This window comes from Streptomyces sp. cmx-4-9 (genome assembly GCF_046548835.1).
Classification (GTDB): Bacteria; Actinomycetota; Actinomycetes; order Streptomycetales; family Streptomycetaceae; genus Streptomyces.
Genome location: NZ_JAEBEE010000003.1, coordinates 573011 through 590487, shown reverse-complemented (window position 1 = coordinate 590487; position 17477 = coordinate 573011). Strand labels below are relative to the sequence as shown.

Genomic DNA, 17477 nt, shown 5'->3' with positions numbered 1-17477 from the left:
CGTATGGGACACGCCCCCGCGGCCACCGGCTGCCCGGGCCGCACCGCCGCCCGGCCGGGGCCGGTCACGGCCGGCCGGTCAGCTGCGCGCTCCCCGCGGCCCGCGCCCCCGGACCGCGCGGCGGGTCGCCGAGGCGGCCGCCCCGACCGCCCCGAGCGCGGCGGCCACGGTGAGCACCGCGTACGCCGCCGCCCAGGCGGCCCGGCCCTCCTCCAGCAGCCGCGAGAAGTCCAGCGCGTAGGTGGAGAAGGTGGTGAAGCCGCCGAGCACCCCGGTCCCGGCGAAGGGCCGCACCAGGGGGTGCGCCGTCCGGCCGCCCTCGCCGACCAGCACCATCAGGACGCCGATCAGCGCGCAGCCCGCCACGTTGATCCCGAAGGTCGCCCACGGGAAGCCCCCGGGGCCGGCCGGCCACAGCAGGGAGACCGCGTACCGCGCCGAGGCCCCCACCGCGCCTCCCGCGGCCACGGCGGCCAGCACCCGGCCCTGCGGTTCGGCCCGGTGCGCGGGCAGGCGCAGGTCGACGTCCGGGTCGATCGCCCCGGCGCCGTCCCCGCCGGGGTCCGGACCCGCAGCGGTCATCCGTAGCCCAGGGCGTGCAGGCGTTCGTCGTCGATGCCGAAGTGGTGGGCGATCTCGTGCACCACGGTGACCTCCGTCTCCGCGACCACGCTCTCCCGGTCCTCGCACATCCGCAGCGTCGGATTGCGGTAGATGGTGATCCGGTCCGGCAGGACCCCGGCGTACCACTCGCCGCGGTCCGTCAGGGGAGTCCCTTCGTACAGGCCCAGGAGCTCGGGATCGTCGGCGGGCGGCTCGTCCTCGACGAACACCGCCACGTTGTCCATCAGCCGCGTCAGCTCCGGCGGGATGCGGTCCAGGGCCTCTGCGACGAGCTCTTCGAACTCCTCGCGCGTCATCTCCAGCACCCGGCCATTGTCCCTCCGGGGGAAACCGTTTTGGCGATAGCTCCCCGGATCCCATATGCTTCTCACGTCCCCGACGCGCTGAGAAGTGCCCGGCGGGCCTTTAGCCCTCATCGTCTAGTGGCCCAGGACGCCGCCCTTTCAAGGCGGTAGCACGGGTTCGAATCCCGTTGGGGGTACGCATTACCGTGTGCAAGACTTGGTCTCGCACACTGCAAGGACCTGTGGAGCAGTTGGTTAGCTCGCCACCCTGTCAAGGTGGAGGTCGCGGGTTCAAGTCCCGTCAGGTTCGCTGAAGCCGGAAACGGCTTCGTGGCTGGGTAGCTCAGTTGGTACGAGCGATCGCCTGAAAAGCGATAGGTCGCCGGTTCGACCCCGGCCCCAGCCACCGGAGAAAGGCCCCGTCCTCGGACGGGGCCTTTCGGCTTCCCCCGGCCTCCCGCCCCGGCCCCCCGCCCCGAGCCGTCCGCTCCGCCCGCGTCGTCCGCCCGGGTGGCGCCACTGCACCGGGCCCGCGGCTGCGGGGCGCACGTGGTGCCCGTCACGGAAGGCCGACGGTGGACTCGTCCCGAAATGGGAGGGGTCCGCCCCACAAATGCGTTCGCCACCGCGAGGGCCCAGGTGAGATCCTCGACCAGGTATGTCTACTTCCTTCGCCGCCCTGCAGACGCTTCTCGGTGAGATCTCCCTCCGTGACGCGCACCGCCTCGGCCGCCGCCTTGAGGGCGCCCGCCGCATCCGCAAGCCCGAGGCCAGGCAGGCCGTGCTCGACGAGATCGCCGCGGAGGCCTCGAAGGCCGCCGCGCGACTGGCCGGCCGTGCCGCGCGCATGCCCGAGGTCACGTATCCCGAGAACCTGCCCGTCAGCCAGAAGAAGGACGAGATCGCCGAGGCGATACGCGACCACCAGGTCGTGATCGTCGCGGGCGAGACGGGCTCCGGCAAGACCACGCAGATCCCCAAGATCTGCATGGAGCTGGGCCGCGGGGTCCGGGGCATGATCGGGCACACCCAGCCGCGCCGGATCGCGGCCCGCACGGTCGCGGAGCGCATCGCCGAGGAGCTGAAGTCCGAGATCGGGCAGACCGTCGGCTGGAAGGTCCGGTTCACCGACCAGGTGGACCAGGACGCGACCTTCGTGAAGCTGATGACGGACGGCATCCTGCTCGCCGAGATCCAGACGGACCGCGAGCTGCGCGCCTACGACACGATCATCATCGACGAGGCCCACGAGCGGTCCCTGAACATCGACTTCCTGCTCGGCTACCTGGCCACACTGCTGCCCAAGCGCCCCGACCTGAAGGTCGTCATCACCTCGGCGACCATCGACCCGCAGCGGTTCTCGCGGCACTTCGGGGACGCGCCGGTCGTCGAGGTCAGCGGGCGCACGTACCCGGTCGAGGTCCGCTACCGGCCGCTCCTCGAAGAGGACTCCGAGGACAGCGACCGGGACCAGATCACCGCGATCTGCGAGGCCGTGGACGAACTCCAGGCCGAGGGGCCGGGCGACGTGCTGGTCTTCCTCTCCGGTGAGCGGGAGATCCGCGACACCGCGGACGCCCTGAACAAACGGAACCTGCGCTTCACCGAGGTCCTGCCCCTCTACGCACGCCTCTCGCACGCCGAGCAGCACCGGGTGTTCCAGCAGCACACCGGCCGCCGGATCGTCCTCGCGACGAACGTCGCCGAGACCTCGCTGACCGTCCCGGGCATCAAGTACGTCATCGACCCGGGCACCGCCCGCATCTCCCGCTACAGCCACCGCACCAAGGTGCAGCGGCTGCCCATCGAGCGGATCTCCCAGGCCAGCGCCAACCAGCGCAAGGGACGCTGCGGCCGTACCTCCGACGGCATCTGCATCCGGCTGTACTCCGAGGACGACTTCAACGCCCGCCCGGAGTTCACCGACGCCGAGATCCTGCGCACGAACCTGGCCTCCGTCATCCTCCAGATGACCGCGGCCGGCCTCGGCGAGATCGAGAAGTTCCCCTTCATCGACCCGCCGGACCACCGCAACATCCGCGACGGCGTGCAGCTGCTCCAGGAGCTGGGTGCACTGGACCCGGCGGAGAAGGACGCGCGCAAGCGGCTCACGCCGATGGGCCGCCAGCTCTCCCAGCTGCCGGTGGACCCGCGGCTGGCCCGCATGGTCGTGGAGGCCGACAAGAACAACTGCGTCCGCGAGGTCATGGTCATCGCGGCGGCCCTGTCCATCCAGGACCCGCGCGAGCGGCCCTCGGACAAGCAGACCCAGGCCGACCAGAACCACGCCCGGTTCAAGGACGAGACCAGCGACTTCCTGGCCTTCCTCAACATGTGGCGCTACGTCCGGGAGCAGCAGAAGGAGCGCGGCTCCTCCTCCTTCCGCCGGATGTGCAAGCAGGAGTACCTGAACTTCCTGCGGATCCGCGAGTGGCAGGACATCTACGCGCAGTTGCGCACGGTCGCCAAGACCATGGGCATCCACGTCAACGAGGCCGACGCCCCCGAGCACAGCATCCACGTCTCGCTGCTCGCGGGACTGCTGTCGCACATCGGCCTGAAGGACACCGAGAAGAACGAGTACCTGGGCGCGCGGTCGGCCAAGTTCGCGGTCTTCCCGGGTTCGGCGCTCTTCAAGAAGCAGCCCAGGTTCCTCATGTCCGCCGAGCTGGTGGAGACCTCGCGGCTGTGGGCCCGGGTCAACGCCAAGGTCGAACCGGAGTGGGTGGAGCCGCTCGCGCAGCACCTGGTCAAGCACACCTACAGCGAGCCGCACTGGGAGAAGGACCAGGCGGCCGTGATGGCGTACGAGAAGGTCACGCTGTACGGCGTGCCGATCGTGGCCCAGCGGAAGATCAACTACGGGCGGATCGACCCCGAGGTCTCGCGCGAGCTGTTCATCCGCAACGCACTGGTCGAGGGCGACTGGCGGACCCACCACAAGTTCTACGCGGACAACCGCCGGCTCCTCACCGAGGTGGAGGAGCTGGAGAACCGGGCGCGGCGCCGGGACATCGTGGTGGACGACGAGACCCTCTTCGACTTCTACGACCAGCGGATCCCCGAGCACGTGGTCTCCGGGGCGCACTTCGACTCCTGGTGGAAGCACAAGAAGCGCGAGGAGCCCGAACTCCTCGACTTCGAGCGGGAGATGCTGCTGACCGAGAAGGCGGCCGGGGTCACCAAGGCCGACTATCCGGACACCTGGCGGCAGGGGCAGCTGAAGTTCCGGGTGACCTACCAGTTCGAGCCGGGTGCGGATGCGGACGGCGTGACCGTCCACATCCCGCTCCAGGTGCTCAACCAGGTCACCGACGAGGGCTTCGACTGGCAGATCCCCGGGCTGCGGGAAGAGGTCGTCACCGAGCTGATCCGCTCGCTGCCCAAGCCGATCCGCCGGCACTACGTGCCCGCGCCGAACTTCGCGTCCCGCTTCCTGGACACGGCCGTGCCCCTCCAGGAGCCGCTGCCGGTGACGCTGGCGCGCGAGCTCCAGCGGATGGTCGGGGTCCCGGTGACGGCCGAGGACTTCGACCTGAGCCGGATCCCCGACCACCTGAAGATCACCTTCCGGATCGTCGACGAGCGCCGCAGGAACCTCGCCGAGGACAAGGACCTGGAGGCCCTGCGGCTGCGGCTGCGGCCCAAGGCCCGCCAGGCCCTCTCCCAGGCCGCCGCGGCCACCGCCGAGCGGGCGGGCGGCGAGTCGGTGGAGCGGACCGGGCTGACGCAGTGGACCATCGGCACGCTGACCCGGGTCTTCGAGACCCGGCGCGCGGGCCAGCCGGTGAAGGCGTACCCGGCGCTGGTGGACGCGGGCACGAGCGTCTCCGTACGACTCTTCGACACCGAGGCCGAGCAGCAGCAGGCCATGTGGCTCGGCACCCGGAAGCTGATCCTGCTGAACATCCCGGTGAACCCGGCCAAGTTCGCCTCCGACCATCTGACCAACCAGCAGAAGCTGGCCCTGTCCCGGAACCCGCACGGTTCCATCCAGGCGCTGTTCGACGACTGCGCGACCGCGGCGGCCGACCGGCTGATCGCCGACCACGGCGGACCCGCATGGGACGAGGCGGGATTCCGCGCGCTCTACGAGGCGGTCCGCGCCGACCTGGTGGACACCACCGTGCGGACCGTCGCCCAGGTCCAGCAGGTGCTGGCCGCCTGGCAGTCCTGCGAGCGCCGGCTGAAGGCCACCCACAGCCCCGCCCTGCTCGCGAACCTCCAGGACGTACGGGCGCAGCTCGCGGCCCTCGTGCCGGCGGGCTTCGTGACCCTGACCGGACTGCGCCGGCTGCCGGACCTGATGCGCTACCTGGTGGCGGTGGACCGCCGGCTCCAGCAGATGCCCACGGGCGTCCAGCGCGACACCACGCGCATGGAGAAGGTCCACGAGATGCAGGACGAGTACGCCTGGCTGCTGGAACAGCTCCCGAAGGGTCGGCCGGTGCCCTCCTCGGTGACCGACATCCGCTGGATGATCGAGGAACTGCGGGTCAGCTACTTCGCGCACGCCCTCGGGACGGCCTATCCGATCTCCGACAAGAGGATCGTGAAGGCCGTGACGGCGGCGGCCCCTTGATCGGGTTCGACTGCACCCCCTGACCTGCTGTACAGTCGGATTCGCAGCCGGGCAATCGGCAGCAAGTCAAGGACCTGTGGAGCAGTTGGTTAGCTCGCCACCCTGTCAAGGTGGAGGTCGCGGGTTCAAGTCCCGTCAGGTTCGCAGAAACGTCAGGGCCCGCATCCCCCAGGGATGCGGGCCCTGACGCGTTGGGCGGCCGTACGCGCTCTCCTGGCGGGGCCCGGGGGGTCGCAGGGGCCTGAGGGGCCGTCTGGGGGCCCTGGAGGGGCCCGGGGTGGCCCGCATCGCCCCGACGGCCTGAACGGGCCGGGCAGGCCAGGCGCCCACCTCCCGCCCGGCGCCTGCCGGCAGCACCGCGGCGGGCGGGAGCGGAGGCGGCGCGGAGGCGGCGCGGAGGCGGCGCGGAGGCGGAGAATCCCCCTTACGCATGAGGCGTCCCGCACGGGCAGATCCCCTTACGGGTGCCATGCCGGACATACAAGAGTGATCATCTGTGACGGGTGTCACCGCATGAGTTTTTGAGACGGGTACTTTTATCACACCCATACGCACGCTCGATTTAATATGTGCAATGGCACCTCCCCCCAAAACGAGCCCCTGGCCCGCCCGAGGAAGCCCCGTCCAGGCCCGGCAAGGCCCTGACCTGGGCATGAAAAAATCGCGCTGGACCCGGCGGAGTCCAGCGCGATCAACGGCTGAGGAACCTGTTGGGGCAGGTCCGGCCGTATGAAGCACAGTGGGTTTCATCGGATTGGGGGACCCGATTCAAACCCGTTTAAAACGGGGTGTTGCGAGGCCTCAGGCCTCGCTGCGCTGCTGCGGAATTCCCGCGAGCAGTGCGCGAACCTCAGCCTCGCGGTAACGGCGGTGTCCACCCAGGGTGCGGATGGACGTGAGCTTGCCAGCCTTGGCCCAGCGGGTGACCGTCTTCGGGTCCACGCGGAACATCGTGGCAACCTCAGCCGGGGTCAGCAGCGGCTCGGCATCAGGGGTGCGAGCGGTCATGAGCGGCCTCCTCGGGAGAACCGAACCATCTCGGTTCTTTCCTCTAAATTCTGCACCTTGGCCCGCGTTGCCCGAAATGGACAGACGCGGGCCGAGTCGGTTATAGGACGAACGGCTTGTCCTCGGCACTACAACTACACCATCCGTCCAGCCCCAAGGGCCAAACCGACGGAATTGCCCTCCGAGGTGTTCATCAGCGGCGGAAGCCAATGGACCGCCCCATAACGGACAGTCACCTCACTGTAACGATCAGTCACAGAGCGATCAGGAGTCGTCAGACCCCCCGTAGAGCGCAATGCCGAGCATTCCGCCCTTAGTTGGACGGAAGGAACCCTCCCCGGACTCCTTGTCCTATTTTGGCACGAGGGTAGGGGAAGGGCGCAAGGGTGAAGTTAGTGCGGTCCGTCACGCTTGGGCCAATGGCCCGTATCGGGACGTAGGTCCCGGTACCAGGACCCAAATGTAGTGATCAAGCCCCTGATCAGCCAGTTATGGCCGATCGACCGATACGCCACGGTACGTTCGGTGCCCCCGGCGCCCGGCGGGGGCTCCGGCAAGATTTTTCCCTAATTGGCGAAGAGCCGCTCCCGCACCGCCCGCCACCGCTCCGCCAGCTCCCCGTACGCCTCCTGCGCGCCCTCCGTGTCCCCCGCCCGCAGCGCCGCGATCCCCGCCGCCAGGTCCTTCGCCGAGCGGTCGGCCGCCAGCCGCTCCGCCGGGAGCGCGTACAGCAGCCCGCCGTAGTCCAGCTCGACCATCGAGCGCGGGTGGAACTCCTCCAGCCAGCTGCCGACCTCCACCAGCCCTTCGGCGAGCATCCCGTACCCCTCCGCCTCACGCAGCGTCCGCAGGGCGCGGGCCAGCCGGCGCCGCGCCTGGACCATCGGCGTCCGGTAGCGCAGCCGCTCGCCCGGCAGGTACTCCCGTTCCTCGTCCGCGAACAGCACGAACCAGCGCAGCGGCACCTGCCACACCCCCGTACGGATCCAGGGGCGCGCGTCCGGGTTCCGCTCGCGCCAGCGTTCGTACTCCTCGGTCGCCAGGCGGCGGGCGGCCGGCGGCAGTGCGGCGTCCAGCACCGGGCGCGGGAACGACTCCACCAGCTCCTGGAGCGCGAGCCAGCCCCGCAGCCGCGTCCGCCACGGGCAGATGAGCAGGACCCCGCCCGCCTCCGCGGTGAAGGCGTCCGCACTCTCCTGCGCCGGGACCCCCACCACGGGCACCCGGACCAGGTCCGCCAGCGACCGGCGCAGCTCGTCCTGCGCCGTGGGAGTCCGCCCGCGCCGGGCGTAGGCGGCCCAGTGGGTGCGTTCGGGCTCCGCGAAGGCCGCCAGCGGTTCGTAGACGCGCAGGTAGGAGGCGTAGGGGACGGCCGGCGCCGAACGCGCGGCGGGCAGCAGGGGATCGGGGGATTCGCTCACGCTCTCGTCCTCCCCTCTTTGCGGGCCGCCTTCACCTCGCAGACGCCCCGGCCTGCGCGCGCGGGCGCCCGTACTCCGGGAGGGTTCCGATCCTCGGACTGGTCAACCGCTTCCGGCCCGCAGGTCTTACGCTGCTCCCAGCGCGCCCTCCCCCACCCGCAGGGCGGGCGTCATCCCGCCGCATCTCTCCCATGGGAGTCACCACCGTGACCGAAATGACCGACGGCGTCCTGCACACCCTGTTCCGCACGGAGCAGGGCGGCCACGAGCAAGTCGTGCTGTGCCAGGACCGGGCCACCGGACTCAAGGCCGTCATCGCGATCCACTCCACCGCTCTGGGCCCCGCCCTCGGCGGTACGCGCTTCCACGCCTACGACTCCGACGAGGAGGCCGTCCTGGACGCGCTGAACCTCGCACGCGGCATGTCGTACAAGAACGCCCTCGCCGGTCTCGACCTCGGTGGCGGCAAGGCCGTGATCATCGGTGACCCCGAGGTCATCAAGACCGAGGAACTGCTGCTGGCCTACGGCCGGTTCGTGGAATCGCTCGGCGGGCGCTACGTCACCGCCTGCGACGTCGGCACCTACGTGGCGGACATGGACGTCGTGTCCCGCGCGACCCGGTGGGCGACCGGCCGCTCCCCCGAGAACGGCGGCGCCGGCGACTCCTCGGTGCTCACCGCCTTCGGTGTCTTCCAGGGCATGCGCGCCAGCGCCCAGCACCTGTGGGGCGACCCGACCCTGCGCGGCCGCAAGGTCGCCGTGGCCGGCGTGGGCAAGGTCGGCCACTACCTGGTCGAGCACCTTCTGGAGGACGGCGCCGAGGTCGTGATCACCGACCCCCGCCAGGAGTCGGTCCAGCGGATCCTCGACAAGCACCCCGGCAAGGTCACCGCGGTCGCCGACACGGACGCCCTGATCCGCGTGGAGGGGCTGGACATCTACGCCCCCTGCGCACTCGGCGGCGCCCTGAACGACGAGACGGTCCCGGCCCTCACCGCCAGGGTCGTCTGCGGCGCGGCGAACAACCAGCTCGCCCACCCGGGCATCGAGAAGGACCTCGCGGACCGCGGGATCCTCTACGCCCCCGACTACGTGGTGAACGCGGGCGGCGTGATCCAGGTCGCCGACGAGCTGCACGGCTTCGACTTCGACCGGTGCAAGGTCAAGGCCGCGAAGATCTTCGACACCACTCTGGCCATATTCGCTCGTGCGAAGGCGGACGGCATCCCGCCGGCCGCGGCCGCCGACCGGATCGCCGAGCAGCGCATGGCCGACGCCCGCGCCGCCCGCGCGGTCTAGGCCCCACGGGGCCCTCGGGGGCCCGTGCGTGCGCCCGCCGGGGTTGCGGGGAGACGGAACTCACTGCACTTCGGCGGGTCGCCCGCCCGGAACGGGTTAAAATCGCAGCTGACCAGCGAGGACGGGGCGCCTTACTGGTTCTGCACCGGGGCACGTCATGCGGGCGGCGTACCGTATGGCCTCGGAAGCAGGTACCGTTAAACCCCTACGGACGGTCTCTTCACGGAGAGCCCGCTCCGAACCATGAACGCGTGTCAGACTCTGGGGCCGTCGAGCCCCGTCACCGAGGGGGTCGAGCCATGGGGCGCGGCCGGGCCAAGGCCAAGCAGACAAAGGTCGCCCGCCAGCTGAAGTACAACAGCGGCGGGACTGACCTCTCACGTCTGGCCAATGAGCTGGGCGCATCGCCGACGGAGCCGCTGCCTATCAGCGAGCCGGTCGAAGTCGATGACGATCTGGATGACGACGACGACCCGTACGCCAAGTACGCAGAGTTGTACAACGGCGATGACGACGACGAGGACGATGAGTCCGGTCCGTCGCCGCAGCGACGAGGCGCTTGACGCCCTGAGGCGTCTGCACAGGTCACACAACGAGAAACCCGGCCCGGGGCATCGCCCCGGGCCGGGTTTCCGTGCTGCTCAGCTCGCGTAGGAACCGGTGAGGGTGGCGCCCTCCGCGTGGTCGCCGCGGTCCAGGATCTCGCCCGCGACCCAGGCGTCGACGCCGCGGTCGGCCAGCGCGGTCAGGGCCACGTCCACCGACTCGCCCGGGACGACGGCCATCATGCCGACGCCCATGTTGAGCGTCTTCTCCAGTTCCAGCTGCTCCACCCGGCCCGCCGTGCCCACCAGATCGAAGATCGCACCGGGCGCCCAGGTCGACCGGTCGACCGTGGCGTGCAGGTGGTCCGGGATCACCCGCGCCAGATTGGCCGCGAGACCGCCGCCGGTGATGTGCGAGTAGGCGTGCACCTCGGCCGTACGGGTGAGGGCGAGGCAGTCGAGCGAGTAGATCTTCGTCGGTTCGAGGAGTTCCTCGCCCAGGGTGCGGCCGAGTTCGGCGACCTCCTGGTCCAGGGACATCCCGGCCCGGTCGAAGAGGACGTGGCGGACCAGCGAGTACCCGTTCGAGTGAAGGCCGGACGACGCCATCGCGATGACGGCGTCACCCGTACGGATGCGATCCGCGCCGAGCAGCCGGTCGTACTCGACGACACCGGTTCCGGCGCCCGCCACATCGAAGTCGTCGGGGCCCAGCAGGCCCGGGTGCTCGGCGGTCTCGCCGCCCACCAGGGCGCAGCCGGCCAGGACGCAGCCCTCGGCGATGCCCTTGACGATGGCCGCGACACGCTCGGGGTGGACCTTGCCGACGCAGATGTAGTCGGTCATGAAGAGCGGCTCGGCGCCGCAGACGACGATGTCGTCCATGACCATCGCGACGAGGTCGTGGCCGATGGTGTCGTACACGCCGAGCTGGCGGGCGATGTCGACCTTCGTGCCCACCCCGTCGGTGGCCGAGGCGAGCAGCGGGCGCTCGTAGCGCTTGAGGGCGGAGGCGTCGAAGAGGCCGGCGAAGCCGCCGAGGCCGCCGAGGACCTCGGGGCGCTGCGTCTTCTTCACCCACTCCTTCATCAGCTCGACGGCGCGGTCTCCCGCTTCGATGTCGACGCCCGCGGCTGCGTAGCTGGCACCGGTGGTCTTCTCTGTCATGACAGGAGAGAGCTTTCGTGTCGTTGCTGCGTGTGGTGCCGGGCCCTGGGAGAAGCTGGAAAGGCAGGGCCCGGCGCAGGTGGAGCGGGTCTCGGCGGCCCTACGGGCGGCGGAGCGCGTCGGCGGCGTCCTTGCCGCCGGCCAGTTCGGTCTCCAGGAGCTGCTTGCCCAGGAGCTGCGGGTCGGGCAGCTCCATCGGGTACTCGCCGTCGAAGCAGGCCCGGCAGAGGTTCGGCTTCTGGATGGTGGTCGCCTCGATCATCGCGTCGAGCGAGATGTAGGAGAGCGAGTCCGCGCCCATGGAGGTGGCGATCTCGTCGACCGTCATGCCGTTGGCGATCAGCTCGGCCCGGGTGGCGAAGTCGATGCCGAAGAAGCACGGCCACTTCACCGGCGGCGAGGAGATCCGGATGTGGACCTCCGCCGCGCCGGCCTCGCGGAGCATCTTGACCAGGGCGCGCTGGGTGTTGCCGCGGACGATCGAGTCGTCGACGACCACCAGGCGCTTGCCCCGGATGACTTCCTTGAGGGGGTTGAGCTTCAGCCGGATGCCGAGCTGGCGGATCGTCTGCGAGGGCTGGATGAAGGTCCGGCCGACGTAGGCGTTCTTGACCAGGCCGGAGCCGTACGGGATCCCGCTGGCCTCGGCGTAGCCGACGGCGGCCGGCGTGCCGGACTCGGGCGTCGCTATCACCAGGTCGGCCTCGACCGGGGCCTCCTTGGCGAGGCGCCGGCCCATCTCGACACGCGAGAGGTACACGTTGCGGCCGGCGATGTCGGTGTCCGGGCGCGCCAGGTAGACGTACTCGAAGACACAGCCCTTGGGCTTTGCTTCTGCGAAGCGCGACGTGCGCAGGCCGTTCTCGTCGATCGCGATGAGCTCGCCCGGCTCGACCTCGCGGACGAAGCTGGCGCCGCAGATGTCGAGGGCGGCGGTCTCACTCGCGACCACCCAGCCGCGCTCCAGGCGGCCGAGGACCAGCGGGCGGATGCCCTGCGGGTCACGGGCGGTGTAGAGGGTTCCCTCGTCCATGAAGACGAGCGAGAAGGCTCCCTTGACCTGCGGGAGGACCTTGGCGGCCGACTCCTCGACGGTCAGGGGCTTGCCGTCCTCGTCGGTCTGCCCCGCGAGCAGGGCGGTGACCAGGTCGGTGTCGTTGGTGGCCGCCACCTGCGTGGCACGGCCGTCCTGACGGGGCAGGTCCGCGACCATTTCGGCGAGCTCGGCGGTGTTCACCAGGTTGCCGTTGTGACCCAGGGCAATGGAGCCGTGGGCGGTCGCGCGGAAGGTGGGCTGGGCGTTCTCCCAGACGGAGGCCCCGGTGGTCGAATAGCGGGCGTGACCGACCGCGATATGACCCTGGAGCGAGCCGAGAGAGGTTTCGTCGAAGACCTGGGAAACGAGGCCCATGTCCTTGAAGACGAGGATCTGGGAACCGTTGCTCACAGCGATTCCCGCGGACTCTTGTCCGCGGTGCTGCAGTGCATACAGTCCGAAGTAGGTGAGCTTGGCGACCTCTTCACCCGGAGCCCAGACACCGAAGACGCCGCAAGCGTCCTGGGGGCCTTTCTCTCCGGGGAGCAGGTCGTGGTTGAGTCGTCCATCACCACGAGGCACGCCACCGAGTGTAGGCGAGATCGACCACTGGTCCGAATTGGGGACGGCCGGGAAATGTCACAGCACAGAGGGTGACCGAACCCCCGCGTCTCGGTATGCGGATCACCTTGTTGACACATACGAAGTCATTCGTACAGGCTCTCGGTCCATGCAGCCCCTCGGTGACCGAACCGTCACCCTCGTAGAGCGCCGCCACGTAGACCTGGTCCGTGTCGCGAGCGCCATCTGTCGCTGCTTCGCGTAGCCGCAACTCCTCCTCTCCTTTTCCCCTTTCCGCTCCGCCCCGCCCTGCCCTGCCGTGCCGCGCGCCGTTCCCGCGCGCGCCCGGGGCCGGCGGCCGGACCGTGCCCTGGAGTACCTGTGTCTTCGTATGAGAACAAGCTGTCCCGGCGTGCCTTCGGCGGGGCCGTCGGAGTGACCGCGGCCGCCACGGCCGTGGGGCTCGGCGCCGGTCCGGCCGCAGCCTCCGAGCCCCGCGACGCGGCCCCCGCCCGCCCCCGCGAACAGGAGTTCCGGGCCGCCCGGGGCCGAGGTTCGCGCCGCCCGAACATCCTGTTCATCCTGGGCGACGACCTGGGCTGGGCCGACCTGTCCTCCTACGGGTCGCCGCACATCAAGACCCCGAACCTGGACCGCCTCGCCCGTCAGGGCGTCCGGTTCACCGACGCCTACTCCGGCTCCGCGACCTGCTCGCCGACCCGGTTCAGCCTGTACACCGGGCGCTACCCGGGCCGTACCGCGGGCGGGCTGGCCGAGCCGATCGCCGACAGGTCGGCGGGGCTGGAGCCGACCCACCCCACGCTGGCCTCCCTGCTGCGCGACGCCGACTACGCCACCGCGCTGATCGGCAAGTGGCACGCGGGATACCTGCCCGACTACAGCCCGACCAGGTCCGGCTGGGACGAGTTCTTCGGCAACTTCGGCGGGGCCCTGGAGTACTACTCCAAGCTGGGCCTGGGCGGCGAGTACGACCTGTACGAGGGCGACGCCGCCTACAAGGACCTGCGCTACTACACGCGGATCATCACCGAGCAGGCGAGCGAGTACGTCTCCCGCGACCACCACGGGAAGCCGTGGCTGCTGAACCTCAACTTCACCACCCCGCACTGGCCGTGGATCGCCGAGGGCGACACCGCGGAGAGCGCCGAGATCGTCCGCCGGATCAAGGCGGGCGACGGGCGCGCGCTGTGGCACCAGGACGGCGGATCGGTCGAGAAGTACCGGGAGATGGTCGAGGACCTGGACCGCTCGGTCGGCGAGGTGCTGAAGGCACTCAAGCGCTCCGGCCATGAGGAGGACACCCTGGTGGTCTTCTCCAGCGACAACGGCGGCGAGCGCTTCTCGTACAACTGGCCCCTGTCCGGCAACAAGGCCTCCCTCCAGGAGGGCGGCATCCGGGTGCCGAACATCGCGCGCTGGCCCGCCCGGCTGGACGGCGGCCAGGTCAGCCGGGTGCCGGTGTTCAGCCCGGACTGGACGGCGACCCTGCTGGAGCTCGCCGGGACCCGGCCGCACCGGGCCTACCCGCTGGACGGCGTGAGCCTGGCCGGATACCTCCTGCGCGGTGAGGAGCCAGCCGAGCGGGACCTCTTCTGGCGGGTGCGCGGGGAGCGGGCGCTGCGCCGCGGGAACTGGAAGTACTACCGCGGCAAGGCCGGCCGGGACCAGCTGTTCGACCTGGCAGGCGACGTACGGGAGCAGGCCGACAAGGCGGCCGCGGAGCCCGCCCGGCTGGCCCGGCTGCGAGAGGCCTGGGAGCGCGTGGACGCGGGGCTGCTGCCGTACCCGAACTGACCGCCGTCCGGCCGTCGTGGCCCTGCGCCGCCGTCCGGCCGCAGGGGTGCGAGTCCTGCGTGCGACCGGACTCGGACCTCCTGCGGCCGGGCGGCCGGCGGATCACTCCGCCGCGGAGGCCGCCTTGGCCGTCAGGCCCCTGCCGTCGGACGCGGTCAGGGTCAGGGCGCGGCCCTGCACCTCCCAGGTGAGCGGGCCGGCGGCGAAGAGTCCGGTCAGCTTCCGCTCCACCTCTCCGGCCGGTCCCTCGCAGGCCATCCGGGTCGAGGTGAGCGACCCGAAGGTGACCGACCGGCCCTCGACGACGGCCTTGCCGCTGAAGCGGTTGCAGCCGAGGGTGCCGCTCGCCGTGCCGTCCGCGGCGAGGGTGAACCGCACCCGGCCCGCCGCCTCGGCGGGCAGGGAGGCCGCCGCCGCGCCGTCGAGCTGCGACTCGACCGTCCACTCCGTCGCGGTGAGCGGGGCGTCCGGGGCCGGGGGCTTCGTCGTCATGGCGATGGTGCTCCCGTCGGCGGCCTTCAGCGTCAGCCGGTCCGGGCCGCGGTCGACGCTCAGCCTGCCGCGGAACAGCTTGGCGAAAGCCGTCTCGAACTCGGTGTCCGCACAGGCCATCGTGGTGCTGAGGCCCGGGGTGACGGTCAGCGCGGCGTCCCCTTCCAAGGCGACGCGGGCCGTGAAGCCGTTGCAGCCGTAGTTGCCCTTGGCCTCGGTCTGCGTCAGGTCGACCCGGGCCGCGTCGGGCGCGTGCAGCGTGCGGCCGCCGGTGGTCAGCGACTCCACGCCCCAGGACCCCAGGGGCCCCTGCTTCGGGCTGCTCCCGCTCTGCCCGGTCTCGGCGCAGCCGCCGAGACCGAGGCCGACGGCGAGCGCCAGGGCCGCGCCGAGGGGGGCCTGGATGCGGGTACGGGTTCGGTCGTGGACGTGCCGGGAGGTACGCATGCTCCTGGGACGGAGCGGCCCGCGGGCCGGTTCCATCGGGTTCAGCCCATCAGCGGCAGCAGGGCCGACAGGTCGGCCCGCTCACCGCTGGCCCGCACCTGCGCCTGCGCGAGGGACTCGGCCCATCCGGTGCGGCCCGTGGCCAGCCGGATCCAGGTCAGCGGGTCGGTCTCCACCACATTGGGCGGGGTGCCCCGGGTGTGCCGGGGTCCCTCGACGCACTGGACCACCGCGAACGGGGGCACCCGTACCTCCACCGAGGCGCCCGGGGCCCTGACCGCCAGGGCGTCCGCGAGGACCCGGGTGCAGGCGGCGAGGGCCTGCCGGTCGAAGGGGATGTCCAGTCCCGCGGCCCGGTTCAGGTCGTCGGTGTGGACCACGAGTTCCACGGTCCGGGTCACGAGGAAGTCCGCGGCGGTCATCCCGCCGATCCACAGCGGCAGCACCCGGTCCCCGGGCAGCACGTCCAGCAGCTCGGCGAGCCGGGCACCGGTCCGCCCGTACAGGGCCCCCAGCGGTTCCTGCGCCGCGTCGCGGTGCGCCCCGGCGATCGTCGGGGCGAGCGCCTCGGTGGCGAACGGCCAGGTGGCGACGGTCACCTCCACGCGGTCGGCGGGCGGCCGGGCCGCCGCCCCGGCCAGCGAGCCGACCGCCCAGGCGAGGTGCGCGGCCAGGTCCCCCACGGTCCACTCGCCGAGGTGCGTGGGGCGCGCCGCCTGCTCCTCGTCCAGGCCGCCGACCGCCTCGGCGACCAGGCCGAACTGGGCCAGGACGGCCGTGCGGATCCGGGCGGGGTCGTAGCTGCGCGTCTTGGGTGCCATGCCGCGAGTCTGCCCGATCAGTCCCCGCCCCCGCCGCAGCCTCCGCCACAACTGCTGCCGCCGTCGGAGCCGCCGCAGGAGGACCCGGTACCGCAGCCGTGGCCGGTGCCGCCGTGGTCTCCCCGGGCGAGCCGGGCGGCCCGCTGCACGCGCCGGCTCTCGTCCTGCGCCCGGGTCCGCAGGGTGTACGAGGTCCCGGCCGGCCGCCACGGCGGCAGGGCGAGCCGCCGGGCGGGCAGCAGCGGGGCGGTGGTGACGGCGCTGACGATCCGGGTGTCGGCCGCGTACAGGGCGTACTCCAGCACGACTTCGGCGCCCTCGCAGGCCTCCCCGTACATCAGCGCCTCGAAGGGCTCCTGGCGCGGGTCGATGTCGTGGTGCGCGGTGCGCAGCACGCCCTCCGGCCCGCTCACCAGGACCCGGCCCTCCCCCGGCCCGTGGCTGTCCCGGAACCGGTCGCGGAAGGCGGCCAGCGGCTCGGCCGAGGTGCTCCGGGCGTCCGCGACGAGCCGGACGGGACCCGTCAGCGGGTTGCGCACGCCGACGCGCAGCACCGGCTGCGGCCCGTCGTGCAGCCTGCGGGCGGCCCGCCGGGCCCCGATTCCCCGGCCGAGGGCGGGCGTGCCGAAGGCCAGCAGCAGCAGGGCGCCCACCTGCTGGCCGACGGCGTCGTACGGGGCGCCCGTACCGTCCGCCCGCAGGTCGGCGGCGAGCCCCCAGCCGAGCAGCGCGGCGGCGGCCAAGCACAGCGCGCCCCCGACGGTGATCGGCAGCAGGCCGCGGCGGCGGTGGCCGTGGGTGAGGCGGGAAGGGACCGGCCGGCGGGTGCCTGCGGCCGCCGCGCGCACCAGCGCCCGCTGCCTGCGCCGGGACCGCAGCCGCAGCAGCGCCCCGGTGAACGCCCAGGCGCACAGGGCCAGGAGCAGGACGCCTCCGGGCCCGTCCGCCGGGCCGAGGCGGCCCAGGACGGTCATGCGCAGGACGGTGTCCAGGGCGATCAGCGGGGCGGAGACCAGGGTGGCGGCCGGGAGGTGGCGGTACCAGCCGGGCAGCGCGACCAGCAGGACCGCACCGGGGTACAGCAGCCAGGCGGTGCCGGTGTGCGCGTCCCCGGGGTCCGCGGCGGCGAGCAGGGTGATCGCCAGCAGGACCAGGGGGACGAGGGCCCAGCCGAAGAAGGTCGGGGCGAAGGCCCAGGGGACGCGGGCGTCGCGCCAGCGGCGGGCGTCCGCAGGGTTCCAGGCGGGGGCTCCGCCCTCGGGTATCGCCGCTTCGGGCAGGTTCTTGACGATGCTCACGGCGTCAGTATGCGCAGCGGCCCGCGGGGCCCGGACCGGGCACGGCAGGGGCCCCCGCCCGGAGCGATCCGGACG

General features: G+C 71.6%; 14 protein-coding genes and 4 tRNA genes. 9 read left to right on the top strand and 9 right to left on the bottom strand.

The features are described 5' to 3' along the window. Nucleotides 1-78 precede the first annotated feature (78 nt). Both ACLJTM_RS13650 and ACLJTM_RS13645 read right to left on the bottom strand, forming a co-directional pair. Nucleotides 79-582 carry a FluC/FEX family fluoride channel gene (locus tag ACLJTM_RS13650; protein ID WP_411103766.1) on the bottom strand — a complete coding sequence of 168 codons (504 nt, stop codon included), beginning with the start codon at nt 580-582 and terminating at the stop codon, nt 79-81. Further along, nucleotides 579-929 (bottom strand): metallopeptidase family protein, encoded by a 351-nt coding sequence (locus ACLJTM_RS13645; protein WP_030012899.1) that lies wholly within the window; start codon nt 927-929, stop codon nt 579-581. The genes ACLJTM_RS13650 and ACLJTM_RS13645 overlap by 4 nt, the downstream gene beginning before the upstream one ends. Before the next feature lie 103 nt (nt 930-1032). Between ACLJTM_RS13645 and ACLJTM_RS13640 the strand changes: the two genes are divergently transcribed. The 5 genes from ACLJTM_RS13640 (at nt 1033) to ACLJTM_RS13620 (ending at nt 5634) form a co-directional block, all read left to right on the top strand. Continuing rightward, nucleotides 1033-1105: transfer RNA gene (locus ACLJTM_RS13640), tRNA-Glu, on the top strand. A 39-nt stretch (nt 1106-1144) separates the two neighbouring features. Further along, a tRNA-Asp gene (locus ACLJTM_RS13635) sits at nt 1145-1218 on the top strand. Nucleotides 1219-1240: 22 nt separating this feature from the next. Further along, a tRNA-Phe gene (locus ACLJTM_RS13630) sits at nt 1241-1314 on the top strand. 252 nt (nt 1315-1566) lie between these two features. Continuing rightward, complete coding sequence (gene hrpA / locus ACLJTM_RS13625; protein WP_411103765.1) at nt 1567-5490, top strand: ATP-dependent RNA helicase HrpA; 3924 nt, start codon at nt 1567-1569, stop codon at nt 5488-5490. Between the two features lie 70 nt (nt 5491-5560). After that, nucleotides 5561-5634, top strand: a tRNA-Asp gene (locus ACLJTM_RS13620). 657 nt (nt 5635-6291) lie between these two features. Here the strand turns inward: ACLJTM_RS13620 and bldC are convergent. Together bldC and ACLJTM_RS13610 are read right to left on the bottom strand one after the other, a co-directional pair. After that, complete coding sequence (gene bldC / locus ACLJTM_RS13615) at nt 6292-6498, bottom strand: developmental transcriptional regulator BldC (RefSeq protein ID WP_003949541.1); 207 nt, start codon at nt 6496-6498, stop codon at nt 6292-6294. A gap of 566 nt (nt 6499-7064) precedes the next feature. Continuing rightward, the gene (locus ACLJTM_RS13610; RefSeq protein WP_411103764.1) at nt 7065-7919 is read right to left on the bottom strand and encodes a hypothetical protein; all 855 of its coding nucleotides are present in this window, start codon (nt 7917-7919) and stop codon (nt 7065-7067) included. A gap of 191 nt (nt 7920-8110) precedes the next feature. Between ACLJTM_RS13610 and ACLJTM_RS13605 the strand changes: the two genes are divergently transcribed. Both ACLJTM_RS13605 and ACLJTM_RS13600 read left to right on the top strand, forming a co-directional pair. Continuing rightward, nucleotides 8111-9220: a Leu/Phe/Val dehydrogenase gene (locus ACLJTM_RS13605; protein WP_411103763.1), complete on the top strand. Its 1110-nt coding sequence runs from the start codon at nt 8111-8113 to the stop codon at nt 9218-9220. Between the two features lie 299 nt (nt 9221-9519). Beyond that, nucleotides 9520-9783 (top strand): DUF3073 domain-containing protein, encoded by a 264-nt coding sequence (locus ACLJTM_RS13600; protein ID WP_411103762.1) that lies wholly within the window; start codon nt 9520-9522, stop codon nt 9781-9783. A gap of 78 nt (nt 9784-9861) precedes the next feature. On the opposite strand, the gene purM is transcribed toward ACLJTM_RS13600, so the two are convergent. Then, entirely contained in the window at nt 9862-10932 is a 1071-nt protein-coding gene (gene purM / locus ACLJTM_RS13595) for a phosphoribosylformylglycinamidine cyclo-ligase (RefSeq protein WP_411103761.1), read from the bottom strand. Nucleotides 10933-11032: 100 nt separating this feature from the next. Beyond that, complete coding sequence (gene purF / locus ACLJTM_RS13590) at nt 11033-12550, bottom strand: amidophosphoribosyltransferase (RefSeq protein WP_411103760.1); 1518 nt, start codon at nt 12548-12550, stop codon at nt 11033-11035. A 148-nt stretch (nt 12551-12698) separates the two neighbouring features. Between purF and ACLJTM_RS13585 the strand changes: the two genes are divergently transcribed. Both ACLJTM_RS13585 and ACLJTM_RS13580 read left to right on the top strand, forming a co-directional pair. Continuing rightward, nucleotides 12699-12794: a putative leader peptide gene (locus ACLJTM_RS13585; RefSeq protein WP_361590194.1), complete on the top strand. Its 96-nt coding sequence runs from the start codon at nt 12699-12701 to the stop codon at nt 12792-12794. Between the two features lie 116 nt (nt 12795-12910). Continuing rightward, the gene (locus ACLJTM_RS13580) at nt 12911-14344 is read left to right on the top strand and encodes a sulfatase (RefSeq protein WP_411103759.1); all 1434 of its coding nucleotides are present in this window, start codon (nt 12911-12913) and stop codon (nt 14342-14344) included. 102 nt (nt 14345-14446) lie between these two features. On the opposite strand, the gene ACLJTM_RS13575 is transcribed toward ACLJTM_RS13580, so the two are convergent. Genes ACLJTM_RS13575 through ACLJTM_RS13565 form a run of 3 tightly spaced genes read right to left on the bottom strand, consistent with a single transcriptional unit; the run spans nt 14447 to nt 17402 of the window. Continuing rightward, nucleotides 14447-15283 carry an META domain-containing protein gene (locus ACLJTM_RS13575; RefSeq protein ID WP_411103758.1) on the bottom strand — a complete coding sequence of 279 codons (837 nt, stop codon included), beginning with the start codon at nt 15281-15283 and terminating at the stop codon, nt 14447-14449. A gap of 41 nt (nt 15284-15324) precedes the next feature. Continuing rightward, complete coding sequence (locus ACLJTM_RS13570) at nt 15325-16104, bottom strand: sterol carrier family protein (protein WP_411103757.1); 780 nt, start codon at nt 16102-16104, stop codon at nt 15325-15327. A gap of 17 nt (nt 16105-16121) precedes the next feature. After that, entirely contained in the window at nt 16122-17402 is a 1281-nt protein-coding gene (locus tag ACLJTM_RS13565; RefSeq protein ID WP_411103756.1) for a hypothetical protein, read from the bottom strand. Between the last annotated feature and the right edge of the window lie 75 nt (nt 17403-17477).

Excerpts from the sequence above, each read along its gene's own strand:
- ACLJTM_RS13650 (WP_411103766.1), bottom strand. The coding sequence starts at position 582 with ATGACCGCTGCGGGTCCGGACCCCGGCGGGGACGGCGCCGGGGCGATC.
- hrpA (WP_411103765.1), top strand. The coding sequence starts at position 1,567 with ATGTCTACTTCCTTCGCCGCCCTGCAGACGCTTCTCGGTGAGATCTCC.
- bldC (WP_003949541.1), bottom strand. The coding sequence starts at position 6,498 with ATGACCGCTCGCACCCCTGATGCCGAGCCGCTGCTGACCCCGGCTGAG.
- ACLJTM_RS13605 (WP_411103763.1), top strand. The coding sequence starts at position 8,111 with ATGGGAGTCACCACCGTGACCGAAATGACCGACGGCGTCCTGCACACC.
- ACLJTM_RS13600 (WP_411103762.1), top strand. The coding sequence starts at position 9,520 with ATGGGGCGCGGCCGGGCCAAGGCCAAGCAGACAAAGGTCGCCCGCCAG.
- purM (WP_411103761.1), bottom strand. The coding sequence starts at position 10,932 with ATGACAGAGAAGACCACCGGTGCCAGCTACGCAGCCGCGGGCGTCGAC.
- ACLJTM_RS13585 (WP_361590194.1), top strand. The coding sequence starts at position 12,699 with ATGCAGCCCCTCGGTGACCGAACCGTCACCCTCGTAGAGCGCCGCCAC.
- ACLJTM_RS13575 (WP_411103758.1), bottom strand. The coding sequence starts at position 15,283 with ATGCGTACCTCCCGGCACGTCCACGACCGAACCCGTACCCGCATCCAG.
- ACLJTM_RS13570 (WP_411103757.1), bottom strand. The coding sequence starts at position 16,104 with ATGGCACCCAAGACGCGCAGCTACGACCCCGCCCGGATCCGCACGGCC.